Origin of the sequence: Priestia veravalensis (assembly GCF_001457055.1) — a bacterium.
GTDB lineage: Bacteria > Bacillota > Bacilli > Bacillales > Bacillaceae_H > Priestia > Priestia flexa.
Genome location: NZ_KQ758657.1, coordinates 1 through 19,607 on the forward strand (window position 1 = coordinate 1; position 19,607 = coordinate 19,607).

General features: G+C 37.1%; 19 protein-coding genes and 4 pseudogenes. 14 read left to right on the top strand and 9 right to left on the bottom strand.

Annotated elements, in window-relative coordinates; translation table 11 throughout:
* Nucleotides 1-309: 309 nt before the first annotated feature.
* Together motA and motB are read left to right on the top strand one after the other, a co-directional pair.
* Nucleotides 310-1,104, top strand: a complete 795-nt coding sequence (gene motA / locus AS180_RS12720) for a flagellar motor stator protein MotA (protein WP_025909154.1) — start codon at nucleotides 310-312, stop codon at nucleotides 1,102-1,104.
* Nucleotides 1,097-1,930, top strand: coding sequence for a flagellar motor protein MotB (gene motB, locus AS180_RS12725; protein WP_062686888.1), 834 nt, complete (start codon nucleotides 1,097-1,099; stop codon nucleotides 1,928-1,930). The genes motA and motB overlap by 8 nt, the downstream gene beginning before the upstream one ends.
* A gap of 33 nt (nucleotides 1,931-1,963) precedes the next feature.
* Here the strand turns inward: motB and AS180_RS12730 are convergent, their stop codons facing one another.
* The gene (locus AS180_RS12730; RefSeq protein WP_025908915.1) at nucleotides 1,964-2,293 is read right to left on the bottom strand and encodes a hypothetical protein; all 330 of its coding nucleotides are present in this window, start codon (nucleotides 2,291-2,293) and stop codon (nucleotides 1,964-1,966) included.
* 145 nt (nucleotides 2,294-2,438) lie between these two features.
* Here AS180_RS12730 and AS180_RS24055 point away from each other — a divergent pair.
* From AS180_RS24055 to AS180_RS24060, 3 genes and pseudogenes are all read left to right on the top strand, one after another.
* Nucleotides 2,439-2,729: pseudogene (locus AS180_RS24055) on the top strand (DUF2071 domain-containing protein); the annotation flags it as partial.
* Nucleotides 2,730-3,038: 309 nt separating this feature from the next.
* Complete coding sequence (nhaC, locus tag AS180_RS12740) at nucleotides 3,039-4,436, top strand: Na+/H+ antiporter NhaC (protein WP_025908913.1); 1,398 nt, start codon at nucleotides 3,039-3,041, stop codon at nucleotides 4,434-4,436.
* A gap of 186 nt (nucleotides 4,437-4,622) precedes the next feature.
* Nucleotides 4,623-4,727, top strand: a pseudogene (locus AS180_RS24060) (amino acid ABC transporter permease); the annotation flags it as partial.
* A 175-nt stretch (nucleotides 4,728-4,902) separates the two neighbouring features.
* Here the strand turns inward: AS180_RS24060 and AS180_RS22595 are convergent.
* Together AS180_RS22595 and AS180_RS12745 are read right to left on the bottom strand one after the other, a co-directional pair.
* A complete protein-coding gene (locus tag AS180_RS22595) occupies nucleotides 4,903-5,046 on the bottom strand; it encodes a hypothetical protein (RefSeq protein WP_156413441.1) in 144 nt (47 codons plus the stop codon).
* A 248-nt stretch (nucleotides 5,047-5,294) separates the two neighbouring features.
* Nucleotides 5,295-5,597 carry an antibiotic biosynthesis monooxygenase family protein gene (locus AS180_RS12745; RefSeq protein WP_025908911.1) on the bottom strand — a complete coding sequence of 101 codons (303 nt, stop codon included), beginning with the start codon at nucleotides 5,595-5,597 and terminating at the stop codon, nucleotides 5,295-5,297.
* A 214-nt stretch (nucleotides 5,598-5,811) separates the two neighbouring features.
* Between AS180_RS12745 and AS180_RS12750 the strand changes: the two genes are divergently transcribed.
* The 7 genes and pseudogenes from AS180_RS12750 to AS180_RS22605 all read left to right on the top strand — a co-directional run bounded on the left by AS180_RS12750 (nucleotide 5,812) and on the right by AS180_RS22605 (nucleotide 12,957).
* Nucleotides 5,812-6,690 carry a peptidylprolyl isomerase gene (locus tag AS180_RS12750; protein ID WP_025908910.1) on the top strand — a complete coding sequence of 293 codons (879 nt, stop codon included), beginning with the start codon at nucleotides 5,812-5,814 and terminating at the stop codon, nucleotides 6,688-6,690.
* Nucleotides 6,691-6,715: 25 nt separating this feature from the next.
* Nucleotides 6,716-6,877 carry a hypothetical protein gene (locus AS180_RS22600; RefSeq protein ID WP_220387605.1) on the top strand — a complete coding sequence of 54 codons (162 nt, stop codon included), beginning with the start codon at nucleotides 6,716-6,718 and terminating at the stop codon, nucleotides 6,875-6,877.
* Nucleotides 6,878-6,988: 111 nt separating this feature from the next.
* Nucleotides 6,989-7,660 carry a response regulator transcription factor gene (locus AS180_RS12755; protein ID WP_025908909.1) on the top strand — a complete coding sequence of 224 codons (672 nt, stop codon included), beginning with the start codon at nucleotides 6,989-6,991 and terminating at the stop codon, nucleotides 7,658-7,660.
* The gene (locus AS180_RS12760; RefSeq protein ID WP_090752807.1) at nucleotides 7,653-9,032 is read left to right on the top strand and encodes a sensor histidine kinase; all 1,380 of its coding nucleotides are present in this window, start codon (nucleotides 7,653-7,655) and stop codon (nucleotides 9,030-9,032) included. Before AS180_RS12755 ends, AS180_RS12760 begins: the two co-directional genes overlap by 8 nt.
* A gap of 147 nt (nucleotides 9,033-9,179) precedes the next feature.
* Nucleotides 9,180-10,559 (top strand): allantoinase, encoded by a 1,380-nt coding sequence (locus AS180_RS12765; protein WP_035320329.1) that lies wholly within the window; start codon nucleotides 9,180-9,182, stop codon nucleotides 10,557-10,559.
* 634 nt (nucleotides 10,560-11,193) lie between these two features.
* Nucleotides 11,194-12,683 (top strand): annotated as a pseudogene (locus AS180_RS12770) (peptide MFS transporter).
* 112 nt (nucleotides 12,684-12,795) lie between these two features.
* Nucleotides 12,796-12,957 carry a hypothetical protein gene (locus AS180_RS22605; protein WP_156413486.1) on the top strand — a complete coding sequence of 54 codons (162 nt, stop codon included), beginning with the start codon at nucleotides 12,796-12,798 and terminating at the stop codon, nucleotides 12,955-12,957.
* Between the two features lie 44 nt (nucleotides 12,958-13,001).
* Here the strand turns inward: AS180_RS22605 and AS180_RS12775 are convergent, their stop codons facing one another.
* Complete coding sequence (locus AS180_RS12775) at nucleotides 13,002-13,409, bottom strand: hypothetical protein (protein WP_025908906.1); 408 nt, start codon at nucleotides 13,407-13,409, stop codon at nucleotides 13,002-13,004.
* 220 nt (nucleotides 13,410-13,629) lie between these two features.
* On the opposite strand from AS180_RS12775, the gene AS180_RS12780 reads away from it, so the two are divergent.
* On the top strand, nucleotides 13,630-14,973 hold the full coding sequence (locus AS180_RS12780; RefSeq protein WP_062686889.1) for a 2-hydroxycarboxylate transporter family protein: 1,344 nt from the start codon (nucleotides 13,630-13,632) through the stop codon (nucleotides 14,971-14,973).
* A 26-nt stretch (nucleotides 14,974-14,999) separates the two neighbouring features.
* Nucleotides 15,000-16,247: an NADP-dependent malic enzyme gene (locus tag AS180_RS12785; protein WP_035320327.1), complete on the top strand. Its 1,248-nt coding sequence runs from the start codon at nucleotides 15,000-15,002 to the stop codon at nucleotides 16,245-16,247.
* 33 nt (nucleotides 16,248-16,280) lie between these two features.
* Here AS180_RS12785 and AS180_RS12790 read toward each other — a convergent pair whose 3' ends face one another.
* The 5 genes and pseudogenes from AS180_RS12790 to AS180_RS12810 all read right to left on the bottom strand — a co-directional run bounded on the left by AS180_RS12790 (nucleotide 16,281) and on the right by AS180_RS12810 (nucleotide 19,473).
* The gene (locus AS180_RS12790; protein ID WP_025908903.1) at nucleotides 16,281-17,102 is read right to left on the bottom strand and encodes a Cof-type HAD-IIB family hydrolase; all 822 of its coding nucleotides are present in this window, start codon (nucleotides 17,100-17,102) and stop codon (nucleotides 16,281-16,283) included.
* Nucleotides 17,103-17,266: 164 nt separating this feature from the next.
* A complete protein-coding gene (locus tag AS180_RS12795; protein WP_081801828.1) occupies nucleotides 17,267-17,878 on the bottom strand; it encodes a DUF4825 domain-containing protein in 612 nt (203 codons plus the stop codon).
* 10 nt (nucleotides 17,879-17,888) lie between these two features.
* On the bottom strand, nucleotides 17,889-18,071 hold the full coding sequence (locus AS180_RS23565; protein ID WP_156413487.1) for a hypothetical protein: 183 nt from the start codon (nucleotides 18,069-18,071) through the stop codon (nucleotides 17,889-17,891).
* A 26-nt stretch (nucleotides 18,072-18,097) separates the two neighbouring features.
* Nucleotides 18,098-18,782 (bottom strand): annotated as a pseudogene (locus tag AS180_RS12805) (YetF domain-containing protein).
* Between the two features lie 106 nt (nucleotides 18,783-18,888).
* Nucleotides 18,889-19,473, bottom strand: coding sequence for an LOG family protein (locus AS180_RS12810; protein WP_025908899.1), 585 nt, complete (start codon nucleotides 19,471-19,473; stop codon nucleotides 18,889-18,891).
* Between the last annotated feature and the right edge of the window lie 134 nt (nucleotides 19,474-19,607).

The window sequence follows — 19,607 nt, forward strand, 5'->3', positions numbered from 1 at the left end:
TTCAGTGCATAAGAAAACAAAAAATCGGCAGTATCATTGAGTTTGTGTATCGTGAAACCACAAATGGAACGTCACTTGAGCAAATTAAAAATGAGCTCCAAGTGGCATAGGGTACCTATCATTTCTAATCGAATGGAAATATTTGTATCGGAAAATGCTCATTATCAGTCCTTATGAAAACATCCTGACATTGATATTTATTTTAAGAAAAACAAAAAAACATTCAAAAATTCGTTTTAAATGTCGAAATAAAAAGCAGATACACTAAAATCACGATGCACTGAGCGGACAAAGATAGGAGACATAGAAATGGATAAAACATCTTTTTTTGGTTTGATTTTAGCATTGGTTGCACTAATGATAGGAATGTTTCTTAAAGGCGTTAGCCCAGCTGTTTTAATGAACCCTGCGGCCATTTTAATCATTGTTCTAGGAACAATCGGAGCGGTAGTCATTGCGTTTCCAACAAGTGAAATAAAAAGGGTACCTAAGTTATTTGGCGTTCTTTTTAAAGAGCCAAAGATGGCTACACCAAAAGATCTTGTGTTTATGTTTTCTGAATGGGCACAAGTTGTTCGAAAAGAAGGGTTATTATCATTAGAAGCAAAAACAGCTGATGTGGAAGACCCTTTCTTGCAAAATGGATTAAATTTAGCAATTGATGGGCAAAGCGCAGATTACATTAGAGACGTGTTATCTGAAGAGATTGAAGCAATGGAAGACCGCCATCAGGCTGGCGCAGCTATTTTTTCACAAGCAGGTACATATGCACCGAGTTTAGGGGTACTTGGAGCAGTCATTGGGTTAATTGCTGCTTTAGGAAACATGGCTGACACAACTAGTTTAGGGCATGCTATCAGCGCTGCTTTCGTTGCAACACTACTAGGTATTTTTACGGGGTACGTTTTTTGGCATCCATTTGCTAACAAATTAAAACGTAAATCTAAGCAAGAAGCAAAGGTTAAATATATGATGATCGAAGGCGTTCTGTCTTTACTAGAAGGTGAAACACCAAAAGTGATTGAACAAAAGCTGGCATCTTATTTACCAACAGCTGAGCGTAAGAAGCTATTGCAGGAAAGCGAAGTGGCTGAAAATGAGTAAAAAGCGTTCAAAGAAACAAAAAGAGGACGCTCATGTTGACGAGAGCTGGCTATTACCGTATGCGGATTTATTAACGCTATTACTTGCGTTATTTATCGTTTTGTTTGCCATAAGTTCTGTTGATGCTCAAAAGTTTCAAGCCTTATCAAAAGCGTTTAATGCAACGTTTGAAGGGGGAACAGGTGTGTTAGAGTTTCAAACACTACCTACTCCAAAAGAAGAAAACCTCCCGGCTGAAGACCCAACGGAAAAAAATGTAGCAAGAGATAGCGGAATGGATCCTAGTGAAAAAGAAGGAGAAAAGCCGTTAACGGAAGAGCAAAAGCAGAAAATTGCTCACGATGCCGACCAGCAAGAGCTGTTAACTGTTCAACAAAAAGTAAATGCATATATGGAAGATAATGGAATTAAAGACAAGTTGCAAACCTCATTAACAGATGAAGGGTTACTAATCTCGATTCGGGATAACGTCTTTTTTGCATCTGGAAGAGCTGATGTTCGACCGGAAGATATACGTCTAGCAAAAGAAATTTCAAATTTGCTTGTAATGGACCCTCCTCGTAATATTATCATTAGTGGTCATACTGATAATGTACCGATACGCAACGCCGGCTTTCAATCAAATTGGGAGCTTAGCGTTATGAGAGCGATTAACTTTATGAAGGTTATTCTAGAAAACAATCGCTTAAACCCAAGTATGTTCAGTGCAAAGGGCTTTGGTGAATTTAAGCCGGTAGCCTCCAATGACACTGAGGAAGGCAAAAAGAAAAACCGCCGGGTAGAAATTTTAATCACACCTCGGACAACAACAGCAGAAAATGAGTAAAAACACGGTTTAATCCGTGTTTTTATTTTTTTGTTATAATAAAAGACGTCGATTTTCATAAGTTCCGCGTACTAAATTAAGCTCTTCTCCCTCTAAAATTAAGTCAATTAAGGCACCATTAAATAAATCAGACACCTGCTTTTTATCATTTGCTTGCAGGTATTCAACTCGATACCATTTCTCATTATAGCTAAAATACATAAAGCGTCCCCACGTATAGTCTAGCCAAAACTTAATTGGTTTGCCGTTCACAAGCTTCTTTACGTACCCCCAGCTTCTTCCTTGGTGTGAATCGGTCATTTTAGGTTGAGCTGAATTGAACACTTGATAATAAAGCTTATTGTGCAAGTCATATAGCATCATACCTAAGTCACTCCTTTTTACTCGTTATTAATTAGTAGTATGCAAGGGAATAGAATTTAGAAGTAGTAAATGGACAAGCCTTCGTAATTTTAAAAATAATGCGAGTGTATACTAAAGAAAGACTGTTTGAAATCATTTACCTTATCTACATGCCGACATAATGGTTAACAAACGTGGGGAGTTGACTGAATTTCAATGCAGAAGAAAGCATAAAGGATTTCAACATAAAGAAATTTTGCTGACGTATAAGCCTATATCTCCTCCTTATTATACAAAAGAAGGAACCGTTGATGAGTGGTTAAGGGATAGAGATCGTCTCTTTACGGTGCACAAACAGAAAGTTTTTCGAGGAAAGCTTTTTCATCAACCCTGGATTTTACAAGATGGACACTATTCTATGAAAAAAATACGATTACGACAGCCTATCTACCAATAAATAAAGATGAAACAATTGTGCATTATGCACAACATCTTGTTACGTATTTTTATTCTTTTCAAAAAATGTGAAGAAATCGATATAAATAAAGGCTTGAACGAGCCTGTGAGGTTGTGGTACTATTTGCCTTGTGAAAATAGTGAATATTACATGGGATAAAAATGGCCTTTTTAGATGTGAAAAGGTAAATGAATTGAAAGTATATTTACATAAATTTGTTCGAATTATACATTTTTATCAAAAGATGTGTGCGCTTTTACATCCTGCAGCCATCTAGTATTCAAGTCATAAGTTTAGGGGGATTTGATTTTGAAAACACCAAGATTACCTTCAATTGGTGAAATTATGATCGTGTTACTTTTATTTCTAGCGGTTGTTGTTTCATTCGCACTCATTTTCGAACTTCCCATCCAGCTAGCGCTCTTTATTTCATGGTTTATTGTTATTGCGTTAGGTATTCGCTTAGGGTATAAATATGATTTTTTACAGAAAGCGATTACAAAAGGGATTGGAAACGGGTTAGAAGCGATTCTGATTTTATTGGCAGTAGGAGCTTTAATTGGAACATGGATCTCTGGAGGGATTGTTCCATCATTAATTTACTACGGCTTAGAGTTTATTAACCCTACGTTCTTTTTATTAGCTACTTTAGTTATTTGTTCAATCACTTCTGTTGCAACGGGTACATCATGGGGCACAGTAGGAACAGCAGGTATTGCAATGATGGCGATAGGGGAAGGAATGGGAATGCCTCTACCGCTCGTAGCTGGGGCAGTTATTTCTGGAGCATATTTCGGAGACAAGCTATCTCCACTATCTGATAGTACAATCTTGTCTGCTTCCATGGCAAAAGTGGATGTAATTGCTCATGTGCGAGCAATGCTTTACTTAGATATTCCAGCTTATATTGTTACATCTATTTTGTTTACCATTGCTGGATTTATGTACGGTGGTAACAACTTTGATAGTGAGCGAGTAGAGTTTTTAAAATCATCTTTACACGATGTGTTCCAAATTAATGTGTGGATGCTTGTTCCAATGGTTGTTGTTATTGTTTTATTAGCATTAAAAAAGCCGTCACTACCATCAATTGCAGTGGGTTCTTTACTTGGTGTAGTATGGGGAGTCCTTTTTCAAGATTTAAGCGTATCAACTGCTTTTCATACAGCTTACAGCGGGTTTTCCATCGAGTCAGACATCACCTTTATAACAGAATTGCTAAACCGCGGTGGAATTGAGAGTATGGTTGGTTCAATTATTGTTATTATTTTTGGATTAGGCTTTGGTGGCTTGCTGGAAGAGTTAGGTGTACTAAAAGTACTTCTCTCTAAATTTGAACAACTTTTAATAAATGCCGGGAACGTCACGACAGCTACGATTTTTACAGGTCTACTAGGAAATATCTTCGGTTGCGCTATGTACGTATCGCTTATCTTAACGCCAAAGATTATGCAAGATAGCTATGATCGTTTAAAAATCAATCGACTTGTATTAGCGCGTAACTCTGAAGTAGGTGGAACGTTAACCTCAGGTATGGTTCCATGGACCGATAATGGTATTTTCTTAACAACGATCCTAGGTGTATCAACGTTTGCTTATCTACCGTTTATGTGGTTAAGCTTTGTTTCTATTATTATTGCTATTATTTATGGTTATACTGGAAAATTTATTTGGTATACAACAGATGAAAATAAGAACGTTAGCTGAAAAGCTAGCGTTTTTTATTTGAAAACGTTAGCTTTCTATTTTGTATTCATGAAATGTTGTAAAAAACCAGAAAAATTTTATAATCAAACAATGATTCTGATAGTAATACTTGCTTGTAGTCAAACAACTAGAACGAAAAGCGAGTAAAAGAATGTTGGGAAAGATAGAAGGAAAGAAGTGAAGTTAATGGCACAACATGAAGGACAAAATGATCTGAAGCGGACGATGAAAAGTCGTCACTTATTTATGGTCTCACTCGGAGGTGTAATTGGAACAGGATTTGCTGTAGGGTGGTTATATTGGTTAACTTGGGTTATTACCACTGCTATGTTATGCAGTTTATTATTGGAGACGACGTAAAGGATTAAACGTATATACAGATCAAAGTGAGGCAAAGTAAGAAAAGAGTTTGGGACATAACAAAATGATTGCTTCTAAAAGACGAACACTAGCTGTTCCCATCTCTTTAGTTTGTCTCAACACGTTCGTTCCATTGCGCTACGGCCACTCGCTTGCCGCGGGGAGGAACCTGAGCTTCCTCGCTGCGCTGCGGGATCTCCGTTTTCCCTCTTTTTCCCGCAGGAGTCGAGTGTCCTACGCTCCATTCCACCCTGTTTCCAACATTGTTTTCACAATCAACAAAAAACCTGAATGATTAAAAGTTATGAACTCTCAATCGTTCAGGTATAGTAAGGGCTGAACTACTTATGTCTCAGTCTCTTTATTATTCTATGTATTTTTTATATTTGAAACAGACAAAAACACCCTATCCATTCCGAACTGGTTAAGTGTCCCGCAACAAGCGAAATGGTGATGGATAGGGTGCTAAGCTAAGAATAAGCTTTTTTCATACGAATGTCAATGTTTAGAGGGATGAACATTGACATAATGGTCCATTGTAACGTTTGGCTCGAAGAAACGTCCCATTTGTTTGTCCCATTCTTCGAATAATGAAGATTGGACAAAATTCACCATATGACTTTCAACATTTTCCCATTCAACAATAATCATATATTTAGTATCTGTTTCAATGCATCGATGAATGGAATGATTAATATATCCTGGTACAGATGCGATAACGTGAGCGGCTTGATGAAATGCTTCTTCAAACTCTGCTAGTAGCTCTTTTTTAATACGGAAAAAAGCAACTTCTTTAATCATAATGTCCTCCAAATTTCTCTATATAAGATAAACAACTTCAAAGATTACCTCACATGGTTCGTAAACAGAGCAAACTCTTTTTACGCTTTCACCAACTTTTCATTTTGTTTTTGTATAGTTAGAAGCGTAGAAAGAAAACTGTTCAAAAAGCTCATAATTCTTGCGCTTACATACATAGCGTAAGTCATGGATGGAAGTTAGGAGAGGTAAGAAAATGGATAAGAAGAAAAAGAAAAAGCTTTTTTCTTTTCTTGGTATCATTGCTGCTGGTGCTATCATTGCGGGTGTCGTGTACCAAGTCAATCGCGTTGATGCAGTAGCAAGTGTTGATGGAGACAAAATCACAAAAGACCAATTATATGAAGTGTTAATGTCTCAAGGTGGAACTGACGTTTTAGATTCAATGATTGAACAAAAAGTCATTAATAAAGAAGCGGAAAAGAAAAGTGTAACAATTAGTGAAAAAGAACTCGACAAAGAGCTTGATGCGTTAATTACATCATATGGTGGAGAAGATACGTTTAATCAAGCTTTAGAAGCAAATGGTATTAAAGAAAGCGAAGTAAAAAAGGATTTAGAAACAAACTTAAAAGCTAAAAAGCTGGTAGAAGATACAATTGACATCTCTGAAGACGAGATGAAATCATATTTTGATGAAAACAAAGACTCATTTGATCAGCCAGAGCAGGTAAAAGCAAGTCATATTCTTGTAAAAGATGAAAAAACGGCTAATGAAGTTAAGAAAAAACTGAGCGATGGTGAGAAATTTGCTGAGTTAGCAAAAGAATATTCGACGGATACAGCCTCTAAGGAAGATGGAGGAGATTTGGGATACTTTAGTAAAGAAGATATGGTTCAAGAGTTTAGTGATGCTGCATTCGACTTAAATGTTAATGAAATTAGTGAGCCTGTTAAAACAGAGTATGGTTATCACGTTATTAAAGTAATTGATAAAAAAGCAGCTCAAGATGCGAACTATGAAAATAGCAAAGAGGAAATTAAACAACTCTTGTTAGAGAATAAATTTCAGTCTGAATATCCAACTTGGTTAGAAGAAACAAAGAAAAAGTATGACATTGAGAATTTTTCGTAATCCATTATTCTAAATAAAGTGAGGAATGAAAATGAAAACGCAAAAGCCTTACAATAAGTTAGAACAAATCGTAGAAAAATTAAAAGAGCGCGGAGTACGAGCTGAAATATGTCGCCGCGTGGTACAAGTAACAGAAAGTGTAAACAACCAATCAAATTCTCATTCTCAACATGCTTTTAACCGTTGACATAAATAAAATAAATAAGGACATAAACAATCAGCAGGTAAACCTACCTGCTGATTGTTTATGTCCTAGCGATAAAGTAGTATATTTATAAATGAATGGAGCTGAGAAAATATGAATGTTTTATTAGCAGAAGATGATTTGCAACTAGGAGAGCTAGTAAGTTATATGTTAAAGAAAAAAGCAGGCTTTAACGTCGAATGGGTGACGGAGGGGCGTGATGCTTACTTTTATGCTGTTGATGCGCATTATGATATTCTCATTTTGGATTGGATGATGCCAAACGGAGATGGAGTAGAAATTTGCCAACAGCTTCGAAAGGAAGGCTATAATGGCGCAATTTTAATGTTAACAGCAAAAGATGCTGTTCAAGATCGCGTGCATGGATTAGATGCTGGTGCGGACGATTATATGGTGAAGCCGTTTGAAATTGATGAACTGTTGGCCAGGCTGAGAGCTTTGTCTCGCCGCAACTATGCTCCAATTGTTGAAGAAACTGTTAAAATCGATCAAATCACCTTAAACCGTTCGAGTCAAATGATGAATAGTGGAGACAAATCAATCCAGCTCAGCCCAAGAGAATTTCAGCTGTTGGACTTTTTACTGAAAAATAAGGGACAGGTCTTATCAAGAGATATTATATTAGATCGCGTTTGGGGCTATGAATCGGATGTATCCATTAAAACAATCGATGCAACGGTCAAACTCCTGCGAAAAAAGCTAGATCATTTTGGGAAACAAGAGCTCATCCAAAGTATACGTGGAGTAGGTTATAAAATTGACTAAAAAGTTAATAAGAAGAGCTCGTAACCGGATGAAGCAAGATTTATTTAGCAAAACGCAAAATCGTCTTACCTTTCGCTACAGTGCGCTGTTAATGATATTTCTGCTTTTATTTGTGTTTATCGTCTATTCACTTGTTTACGTTGTGATTAGCAGTAACCAGCAGCAAAGCTTAAACATGTTGCTCAAGCAAGAAACAAAATTTGTGAAAAGTCTTTTGGTCGAGCAAAATGACCAAGTAGAAGATGAATACCAAGATATTGTTGTGGCAAGGGAAGATGCGTTCTTTTATTATGTCGTTAGTCCAGAAGGTCAGTTACTAATGGGCAGCGAAGCAAGTGAAGGACTAAGACCGAAATTGCTAAACTTAATTAACGGCTGGATTCCGATTGAAAATGAAGTGCGTAAAGAACGCATTGAAACAATTCATCCAAATGTGGAAAAGTTTGAGCGGAATGGTCATGCTGAAGATGAATTTAAGGTAAGTATTGATTTGCTTATGACTGGACAGCCAATTTTTTATAAAGGTGAGTTTTTAGGGATGCTTTACATTGGTAAAAACGTTTCGTTTCTATACCAGTTGCTAAAGTGGCTTTTGGTCATCATGTTATCGTTAACAGTTTTATTTGTAGGCGTAGCCATTTACATGAGTCGTTTAATGTCAAAGCGTGCAATGATTCCCATTGAAAACGCATTTTTAAAGCAAAAAGAGTTTGTAGCCGATGCTTCTCATGAATTGAGAACGCCATTAAGCGTGATGCTATCATCTATTAATGCGCTCGAAATGCAGGATGAAGTAAATGAAGATCCTTTTTCTAAAAAGCTTGTCGGTAATATGAAAGCAGAAGTAAAGCGGATGACTAAGCTTGTAAGTGATTTGCTTACGCTGGCTCGGTCTGATGCTAGCAAAAACCAGCAAGCCTTTAATAAATTTGATATTAAAAAAATGGTTGAAAAAGTAATGCAGTCCGTTGAGCCACTTGCTCACTCTAAAAATATTAGCTTACATCTAGAAGCACCTGACCAGATAGAGCTTTCGGGAGATGAAGAAAAGCTTACGCAGCTCATGTATATATTATTGGATAACGGAATTAAATACACCACTCCACAAGGACACGTAAAAGTATTGATTAAGCAAAGACCGAATGCAGTTGAAATTCGAGTGGCTGATACGGGTGTTGGTATCCATAAAGATGAACAAAAAAGAATTTTTGATCGCTTTTACAGAGCGGACAAATCTAGGTCTAGACAAATGGGCGGACATGGTCTTGGTTTAGCAATTGCGAAATGGATTGTTGATATGCATAAAGGAACAATTAAAGTGGAAAGTGAACCTGAGAAAGGAACCACTTTTCGAATCAGTTTACCTCAATGAAAATGTGCCGGATACTCGTGTATCTAGGTACATTTTTTGTCTAGTTTGCACAAAACATCTTTTAAAAAAAGGCAAAATACACGATGAAAAAATTAGAAAATTCAGTTATATTTAAAATAATCTAATGCAAGTGGAAGGGGTTTATGGATGAAAAAGTATGACTTACTTATCAAAAGTGGAACGGTTGTGTTAGAAAACGAGGTATGCGTAATAGATATTGGTATATATGAGGGTAAGATTATTGCTTTAAAGTCTACTATTGATACCAGCCTAGCGAAAGAGGTACTAAGAGCAGAAGGAATGCATGTATTACCTGGAGCTATTGATATACATGTTCATTTTGATGAGCCTGCAAGAGAGCATTGGGAGGGATTTGATAATGGTTCAAAAGCGATGGCAGCAGGAGGGTGTACAACCTATTTTGACATGCCTCTAAATGGTGTTCCGCCTACCATAACGAAAGAAGCTTTTTTAAATAAAAAGAAGCTTGGAAATGAGAAGTCATTTGTAAACTTTGGTTTATGGGGAGGATTAGTACCTGGTAATAAAGATGAACTTAAAAAGATGGCAAGGCAAGGGGCTATTGGTTTTAAAGCATTTATGTCAGAAGCAGGATCAGAGTTCGAATTTTCAGATGGACTTACGCTCTATGAAGGGATGAAAGAAATCGCGAAGTTGGGTAAGGTTCTCGCTTTGCATGCAGAGAAAGACAAAACGATTAAAGAGCTTCAAAAACAAAAAGAGGAACAGGGGCTTACATCGATTAGAAGCTATTTAGAAACAAGGCCAATTGAAGTGGAAGTAGAAGCAGTTAAAGAAGCATTAGAGTATGCTGAGCAAACTGGATGTTCACTCCATTTTGTACATATCAGTAGCAAAGAAGCTGTTGACTTAATCGTAGATGCTAAAAAAAGAGGGGAAGATGTTACTTTAGAAACTTGCCCACACTACTTATTGTTTGGAGAAAAAGACTTTGTACAAATTGGAGCACTGGCTAAATGTGCACCACCGCTCAGGTCAAAAGCAGAACAAGAGAAACTGTGGTTATCGATGGAAAAAGGTGAAATTGATATGATATCTTCTGACCACTCGCCGTGTCCTATGGACTTGAAGAAATCAAATAATATGTTTGAGGTGTGGGGAGGAATATCGGGAGGGCAATATACGCTTCAAGCAATGATCACAGAAGGGTATCAAAAAAGAAGCATCCCTCTTACTAAAATTGCACAGTTAACTTCAACGGCTCCTGCCAAGCGTTTTGGGTTGTATCCTCAAAAAGGTAGTATTCAAGTGGGCGGAGATGCAGATCTAACAATCGTTGATTTAAAGAATTCCTACATCGTAAAGCAAAACCGCATGTTTTTTAAACACAAGCACAGCATTTATGAAGGCTATGAATTCAGCTGTACAATTCGCTATACGATTTGTGAAGGTGAAATAGTATACGAGTTTGACACTAACACGTTTCAGCAACCTATTAATAAGTCAAGGTTTGTACAACAAATCGAAAATACAAACGTACGTTGAGAGACTGAGATATAAGTAGTTCAGCCTCTACTATACCTGAACGATTGAGAGTTCATAACTTTTAATCATTCAGGTTTTTTTGATTGTGAAAACAATGTTGGAAACAGGGTGGAATGGAGCGTAGGACACTCGACTCCTGCGGGAAAGAGAGGGAAAACGGAGATCCCGCAGCGCAGCGAGGAAGCTCACACCCAACAAAAAAGAGATGGGAACAGCTAGTGTTCGTCTTTTAGAAGCAATCATTTTGTTATGTCCCAAACTCTTTTTTTTATACCTTTTATTATATCGAAAAACTATATAGGGTAAAAGACACAGTTTTAAAAGAATAGTAGGGTAAAAAGAAATAGAAAATATTAGCTTGATATTATAAAAAATCAGGGGGATGAATAATTAAAATAAAAAATATAAAGGATTTTTTATTTAGAATAAGCTGGTTATATAGCTGTTTTTAAAGCGCGGATAAGAAAAAAGATGTATAAAAAATATGTTTATTTATATTTTTTATATTGACAGAATCATTTTATAAGAATAAAATTTTATTGTTTCTAATTATATATCATCATAATTTTTTGATATTTTAAAAATTAGTAAACAGGGGAAAAAGGGAGAAAGATAGAGAGAAAGGATGTAAAATATGTCGCTTGATAAAGAGAAAATTGTCCAAAGTGTTCCTCAAAAAGGATTTTTTGGCCATCCAAAAGGATTATTTACGCTATTTTTCACTGAGTTCTGGGAGCGCTTTTCCTATTATGGAATGAAAGCACTTCTAATCGTGTATTTATACACGGAAGTGTCTAAAGGTGGACTAGGTATTGATAATGGAACAGCAGCATCCATTATGTCCATTTATGGAGCGCTTGTTTATATGTCAGGAATTATTGGCGGATGGATTGCTGATAGGATATTAGGAACCTCAAGAACAGTGTTCTGGGGCGGCGTGTTGATCATGATTGGTCATATCGTTTTAGCTCTTCCAGCCGGATTTAACGGTGTTTTAGTAGCCATGCTGTTTATTATTTTAGGGACAGGCTTATTAAAGCCAAACGTTTCAAGTGTTGTGGGAGACTTATATAGAGAGAACGACAACCGACGCGATGCCGCATTTAGTATTTTCTATATGGGAATTAACTTAGGTGCTTTTATCGCTCCATTAATCGTATCTACGCTTGGAGAAAACTACGGATTCCATTTAGGTTTCGGTGCCGCAGCAGTTGGAATGTTAGGTGGATTAATTGTTTTTTCTATGACAAAAAAGAAAAACCTAGGTTTAGCAGGTACGGAAGTTCCAAATCCGTTAAAGCCTGGTGAGCGTAAAAAACGTTTGGAATTATTGGTTTAATCGTTGCTGTTCTCGTAATCTTTTTAATTATAGCAGGAGTAGCAGGCTTCTTAACTCTAACGAATGTTATTGCATTCATTAGTTTCTTAGCTGTTATTATTCCAATTATTTATTTCACCGTTATGTATCGTAGTTCCAAAACAACTGATGTTGAACGCTCTCGATTACTTGCTTATATTCCATTATTTATTTCTGCTGTCATGTTCTGGGCAATTCAAGAGCAAGGTTCAACAATCTTAGCCATTTATGCTGAAACATCAACGCAGTTAACTTATGGAAGTTTTACAATTCCAGTAGGGTGGTTCCAGTCGCTTAACCCGTTATTTATTATTTTATTAGCACCTGTATTTGCTAGGCTGTGGGTAACGCTTGGAGATCGCCAACCGTCTACACCGCAAAAATTTTCTTTAGGATTGTTATTTGCCGGTTTTTCATTCCTAGTAATGGTTATCCCGTCAGTAACAGGTGATGCGAATCATTTAACAAGTCCATTATGGCTTGTTTTAAGCTTCTTCTTAGTTGTAATTGGTGAGCTTTGCTTATCCCCAGTTGGATTATCGACAACAACAAAACTAGCGCCAAAAGCATTCTCCGCACAAACGATGAGCTTATGGTTCTTAGCAAGCGCAGCTGCACAGGCAATCAACGCACAAATCGTTCGATTCTATGAGGGGATTTCACAATCCTCATATTTCGGATTATTAGGTGGAATTTCTGTTGTTCTAGGTATCATCATCTTCCTTTCTTCTTCAAAAATTAAGCAATTAATGAAGGGGATTAATTAATAAAGAGACTGAGACATAAGTAGTTCAGCTTCTACTATACCTGAACGATTGAGAGTTCATAACTTTTAATCGTTCAGGTTTTTTTGGTTATGAAAACAATGTTGGAAACAGGGTGGAATGGAGCGTAGGACACTCGACTCCTGCGGGAAAGAGAGGGAAAACGGAGATCCCGCAGCGCAGCGAGGAAGCTCAGGTTCCTCCCCGCGGAAAGCGAGTGGCCGTAGCGCAATGGAACGAACGAGTTGAGACAAACCAAAGAGATGGGAACAACTAGTGTTCGTCTTTTAGAAGCAATCATTTTGTTATGTCCCAAACTCTTTATTTTTTTGATCCAAAGATATTCATAAATGACCTGTAGCTTTGATCATCTTCTTCACCGTTATAAGTGGGAAATTGAAAGAGAGCGTTCATCGTATTCGTTGAGTTTTCAGTTTCAGCAATAATTTGATAGATATGAACGGCTTCGGATGTATAACCATTAGCATATGCATTTTTTATTTGGTTCAGCGTTAAATGAAGCGAGAAAACTTCTTTACGAAGCTGTACCTTCGTGTGCTCATCAAAATAAAGAAATTTTTCGTAATAAAGATTGGATGCTTCATTAAATACTGCCAATCCATTTTCAAGCTCATTTACGGCAATATGCCTAATCGCTTCATCTTCTAATCGTGTAAACGGCTCTTCAATCATTAGACCTAAAATGATAGCTGTATCAGGTTTGAGCATAACTATTTCCTCCTACTCTCAATTCGTCATTATTATATATGTATGGAAACATTGTTAAAATATTCACTACACTTTTAAGGCTAGCCGAACATGGCTAGCTCTATACATTTTAATCATTTAATTTTTTTAGTTACAAAAGTGCTTTAAAAGTTACAAAACGTATCAAGTTATCTGAACATTAAGTATCATAGACTTTGTAGAAAGACAGGAGGTTAAGGGAATGGGTACAGCTCGTAAATTGGAAACGTTTTCTGAGTATCAACAACCTAAGAAATCAAAAGGGCTATGGGCCAAAATTAACGATGTAAAAGTAGGTGTACTTCCGCTCCCACTTTACGTTGTGTTAGCGCTAATTGTTTACGGAGCATCTGTTTATAATCAGCTTCCACCCGATATGATCGGTGGATTTGCAGTTATTATGGTAATGGGGATTTTACTTGGAGACTTGGGTATGAAAATTCCTATCTTAAAAGATATCGGTGGACCCGCAATATTAGCATTGCTTGTTCCATCCATTCTAGTTTTTTATAATTTGATAAACCCTGCTTCTATGGAAGCGGTAACAACATTAATGAAAACATCAAACTTTCTCTATTTTTATATTTCAGTTTTAGTAGCGGGAAGTATCTTGGGAATGAATCGAAAAGTTTTAATTCAAGGCTTTACCAGAATGTTTATTCCACTAGTTGTTGGGACACTGGCATCAGTTGGGGTTGGTCTACTTGTAGGACTACTATTCGGTTATGAAATGAAGCATACTTTCTTCTATATTATTGTCCCAATTATTGGAGGAGGGATCGGTGAAGGTATTCTTCCGCTTTCTCTAGGGTATTCTCAGATTCTAGGTGACTCAGCGGAATCGTTTGTATCACAAATGATACCAGCTGCTGTAATTGGAAACATTGTAGCCGTTATCTGTGCGGGTATGATGAAGCGCTTAGGAGAAAGCAAACCGGAACTTACGGGTAACGGTGTATTAGTTAAAACAGCAGGCGGAGATAAAATGAACGAGGAGACAAACATTGATAAACCTGTCGATTTCTCTTTAATGGGTGCAGGCGTATTAATTGCTTGTTCGTTCTTTATCTTCGGTAGCTTAGCTCATAAATTTTTAGGAATCCCAGGTCCGGTGTTAATGATTGTAGCAGCAACACTAGTCAAATCTTTACAGCTTATGCCGAAAAAGATGGAACAAGGATCTTATCATTTATACAAATTTATTTCATCAAGCTTAACATGGCCACTAATGGTTGGTTTAGGGATTTTATTTATTCCATTAGATGACGTTGTGAAAATTATCACACCTGCTTATATCGTAATTTGTGCATCTGTTGTAATTGCGATGGTAGGAACGGGTTATTTTGTTGGTAAACTATTAAAAATGTATCCGGTTGACGCTGCCATTGTTACAGGTTGCCATAGCGGTCTTGGAGGAACTGGAGATGTTGCCATTTTATCAGCATCAAATCGAATGTCACTTATGCCGTTTGCTCAGGTAGCAACTCGTTTAGGAGGCGCATCGACAGTAATTATTGCAACATTATTAATGAAAGCATTTAGCTAATAAAAGAAGGGACGTTGACAAATAAAATGACATTACGTGAAGAAGCACTTAAAATGCATAAAGAAAAACAAGGAAAGCTTGGAGTACATTCCAAAGTAGAAGTTCAAAGCGCAAAAGATTTAAGCCTTGCTTATTCACCAGGAGTAGCAGAGCCATGTCTTGAAATTGCAGAAGATGCTGAGAAAATCTATGATTATACGATGAAAGGGAATTTGGTTGGCGTTGTTTCAAATGGGACAGCCGTTCTTGGATTAGGTAATATTGGTGCAGGTGCTTCAATGCCAGTTATGGAAGGGAAGGCATTGCTATTCAAGTCATTTGCAAACGTCGATGCATTTCCTATTTGTTTAAATACTGAGGACCCAGACAAGGTAGTTGAAACGGTTAAACTTCTTGAACCTACGTTTGGCGGTATTAACTTAGAGGATATTGCAGCACCTTACTGTTTTGAAATTGAAGAACGCTTAAAACAAGCTTGTAATATCCCAATCTTTCATGATGATCAGCACGGAACGGCAATTGTTACGGCTGCAGGTTTGTTAAATGCGCTACGCTTAGCAAATAAAAAGCTTGAAGATATTAAAGTTGTAGCAAACGGTGCTGGTGCTGCAGGTGTTGCCATTGTAAAACTTCTTTTAAACATGGGTGTGCAAGACGTTATATTATGTGATACAAAAGGAATTATTTATGAAGGACGTCCTGTTGGTATGAATCCATTTAAAGAAGAAATGGCACGCATGACGAACAAAAATCAACAAGAAGGTACCTTAGCGGATGCATTAGTAGATGCAGATGTTTTTGTTGGTGTTTCAGCAGCAGGAGCCGTTACACAAGAAATGATTCGTTCAATGAATGATGATTCAATTATTTTTGCTATGGCAAATCCAGTTCCGGAAATTATGCCAGAAGAAGCGAAAGAAGCAGGAGCTTTAGTGATTGGTACAGGACGTTCAGACTTCCCTAACCAAGTCAATAACGTATTAGCTTTTCCAGGCATTTTCCGCGGTGCACTAGATGTACAAGCAAAAGAAATTAACGAAGAAATGAAAGTAGCTGCAGTGTATGCAATTGCTGGATTAATTGATGAAACAAATATCCATGCTGACTATGTAATTCCAGATCCATTCGATAAGAGAGTCGCAGCTCATGTTGCAGCTGCCGTAGCGAAAGCGGCAATGGATTCAGGGGTGGCAAGGAAACCAATCGATGTGGAAGGTTTACGCAATAAAATGCTTCAAACAAATGAAGTTCCAGAGCTTGTTACAACAAAATGACACATAAAAAAGCCAGCGCCAGCTGGCTTTTCTTTATTTAACGGCTAAACGATTTAAAACAAATTCTTCTACTACCTTCGCAACACCATCGTTCATATTTGTATCTGTTACGTGATTTGCTAACTTTCTAATATCTTCAGGTGCATTTCCCATCGCAACGCCTAAACCCGCAAATTCAATCATGGCTACATCATTATAGCTGTCGCCCATGGCAATTACTTCGTCTCGCGTAATCCCTAGCTTCTGAATAAGAAAATCAAGGCTTGTACCTTTTGTTACTCCAACTTCTGTGAACTCTAAGAAATATGGTTTTGAGCGCATAACGCTTAGCTGTCCATCAAGCTGTTTTTGTAGCTTTTCTTCAACATGAACCAGCTCTTCACTTGGTGCAAGCATCAAGACTTTTACAACAGGATCTTTCACAGCGTCAACGAAGCTAGGTACTAGTTTAATAGGTAAGCCAGTAATATTGCTTTCGATATCCGTAAATTCGTTTTCTACTTCCGTAATAATTTCATCTCCTACATAGGTATGAATCAATACGTTTTCTTGTTTACTCAATGCATCTAATTGATGAACGGTTTCAGGTGATAATGTACTACTAAACAATTCTTCCTTAGTACGCCAATCAATAATTTTTGCTCCGTTAAAGGAGAGGATAAAGCTTCCGTAATCAGCTAGTCGAAGCTCTTCAGCAATATGAATCATGCCATAGGTTGGTCTACCGGAAGCTAGCACAACTTTTACTCCGGCTTCTTGCGCATCCATTAAAGCTTGCTTTGTACGGGGAGAGATTGTATGGTCATCTCGTAAAAGAGTATCATCTAAATCTAGTACAATCATTTTATAGGCCATTTTAATAATTCCTTTCTATGACAATATGTTCATATCGTACTACAAAAGAACAGGTAGTTCAATTTTTGTTCAAGTTACGTGAAAGGAAGTTTCCTAGATCACACACGTAAGGGCAAAAAGGCATATAAAAGCGAAGCAGCTAAAAGATGCTTCGCACAGAGTGATTAGTCTAGTTCTGTAATTGGGTGACGACGAAAAAACTCATTTATTTTATACTCATTGTTATTGTTTTCAACGTTAACGTTTTGAATACCCTTTGAAGCATTTGGTGTAAGCGGATGTCGATAGAATGCTTCTAGTTCTGCACGTGTAATCGTAATGCTTTGAGGAACAACGGTATGAACGTTAAAGTGGACAGAATCAGCATGGTCAATCAACCCAAGCAGTATGGTAGCGTTGTTGAATACGCGTTTTTTAGTAAAATCCGCCGACCAATTGTGTTCAAACTGCCTGCTCGTTTCGGTCGATGCTTGTGTATAATCAACTGAAATATAGGAAGGAGATTTTTGGGTTTGCAACGTTACGTTATGAACATTTTCATGTCCAGGAAGCTCATTAATAACAGAAATAGCATCACGTTGATCTTCATTATATGAATAGTGGTTAGCCTTTAATTTTTCAGCTTCAATCGAATCATTCTTTTGAGAAGCATTATTTATAGCTTGGCATCCAACTAATAGCGTGATAAAAACAAAAAAACAACATAAAAAAGCAGAGTAGCGCATGATAAGTCTCCATTCTTTGCTTGAAAATAACATTGTAATTATATACATCATAAGGATAATTTTACAATAGCTGATAAGAAAAATAATCTAAACCAGAACTTTGTTTACATTGGGAAGTAGAGCGCTTGGGATTATGACCACCTTTTCTAGCTAACAATACATCGAATACTGTAAAAGTTCCTGCTCCAACAATAAATCCCAGAGCAGTCGAGAAAATACCGCTTTTATTGATAGACTCTTGCAAAAATTCACAGGAAGCAGCAGAAATTGTTACGTCGTTTGTTCTTTTTCATACAAATCAATATAGATAAAGCCACTACGGTCAATTTGACCAAGCATAACATCAGAAATGCTGGCGATATTACGAATAGAGAGCTGTTGGTGCACCCAGTCGAGTGTAAAAGAGGACGCAGTTAATTCTTTTTCAACTAGCTTTCCATCTTTAATGAGAAGCCGAGGTAGTCCGCTGCGGCTTTTAACAATGCTCATTGCTTCCATGGTGACAGCTTGGTGACTGCACGCTAAAGCCACCGTTTTGTTCAATAAGGACCGTTTCTACATCTTGAAAAGAAAAGATACTTTGAAGCCTAAGCTGACTAGCAAGCTCTTCGACATTTAAGCGTGCCTTTCTTAAATTTTGTTCAAGAATTCGCCCGTTTTCCATTAAGATAATGGGTTCACCATTGTTTAATAGCCGAAATTTATCAAATTTCATTGAAAGGTAAGAAAATAAAATTTCAAGGACGAGAATGATGACCAAAGCTGGTATATAGTTAGTAAAAGGTTGGTTATGGTCAACCGCGCCCGTAGCAGCAATGGATCCAATGGTGATTCCCACAACAAAGTCACTGAAGTTCATCTTGGATAGCTCTCTTTTTCCCATAATTCTAGTTAAGATAAGCAGAGAAAAATAAGCTAATATTCCTCGTAACAGCAAATCAAAAATGTGCTCCATGACACCATCTCCCTATTCTCTCTTTTTTTAGAGAATGTCCAAAGTGGATAGAAAATATGTAGAAGACAAATAAAAAAAGAGTACAGTAGCGTACTCTTTTTTTGATTTAAGAAGAAGTGTTGTTCCATTTTGTGTAACGAGTGGAAGGAGAAGTGAAGTTCATCATTGATGAAATTAACGATTGCGGGCTGCTTGAAATATTGATAAGCTGAATGGCTGATTCTTGTGAAAAGCCCTCTGTTACAGCATGTTCAACCATACTCATTAACGCATTATAATATCCATTAACATTGAGTAATCCAACTGGTTTTTTATGAATTCCAATCTGTGCCCAACAAAGTGCTTCAAACAATTCTTCAAACGTACCGAACCCTCCTGGAAGAGCGATGTAGCCGTCAGATAAATCGTGCATGGTGGCTTTTCTCTCATGCATGCTGCTTACTTCAATTAATTCCGTGAGGGCGGTATGAACAATTTCACCGCTAAATAGTCCTTTTGGCATAATGCCAACTACGTGACCACCATGCTTTAACATTTCATTGGCTACTTCACCCATCAGGCCCATTTTTGAGCCCCCGTAAATTAATTTATAATCGTGTTGAGCCATATACGCTCCAAGTTCTACGGCAACGTTTCTATAGTGAGGATGAACACCAGAATTAGATCCAGCAAATACACAAATGGCTTTCATATACAGGTCCTCCTTTTCACAGCGTATAGTCATAACATTTCGTTTATTTATGATAAAACCCTTTTTTATGATAAAAAATAATCGATTAATAGAAATGAGAACAGGTGTTTTTGTTTTGATACTAAAAAAAGTAA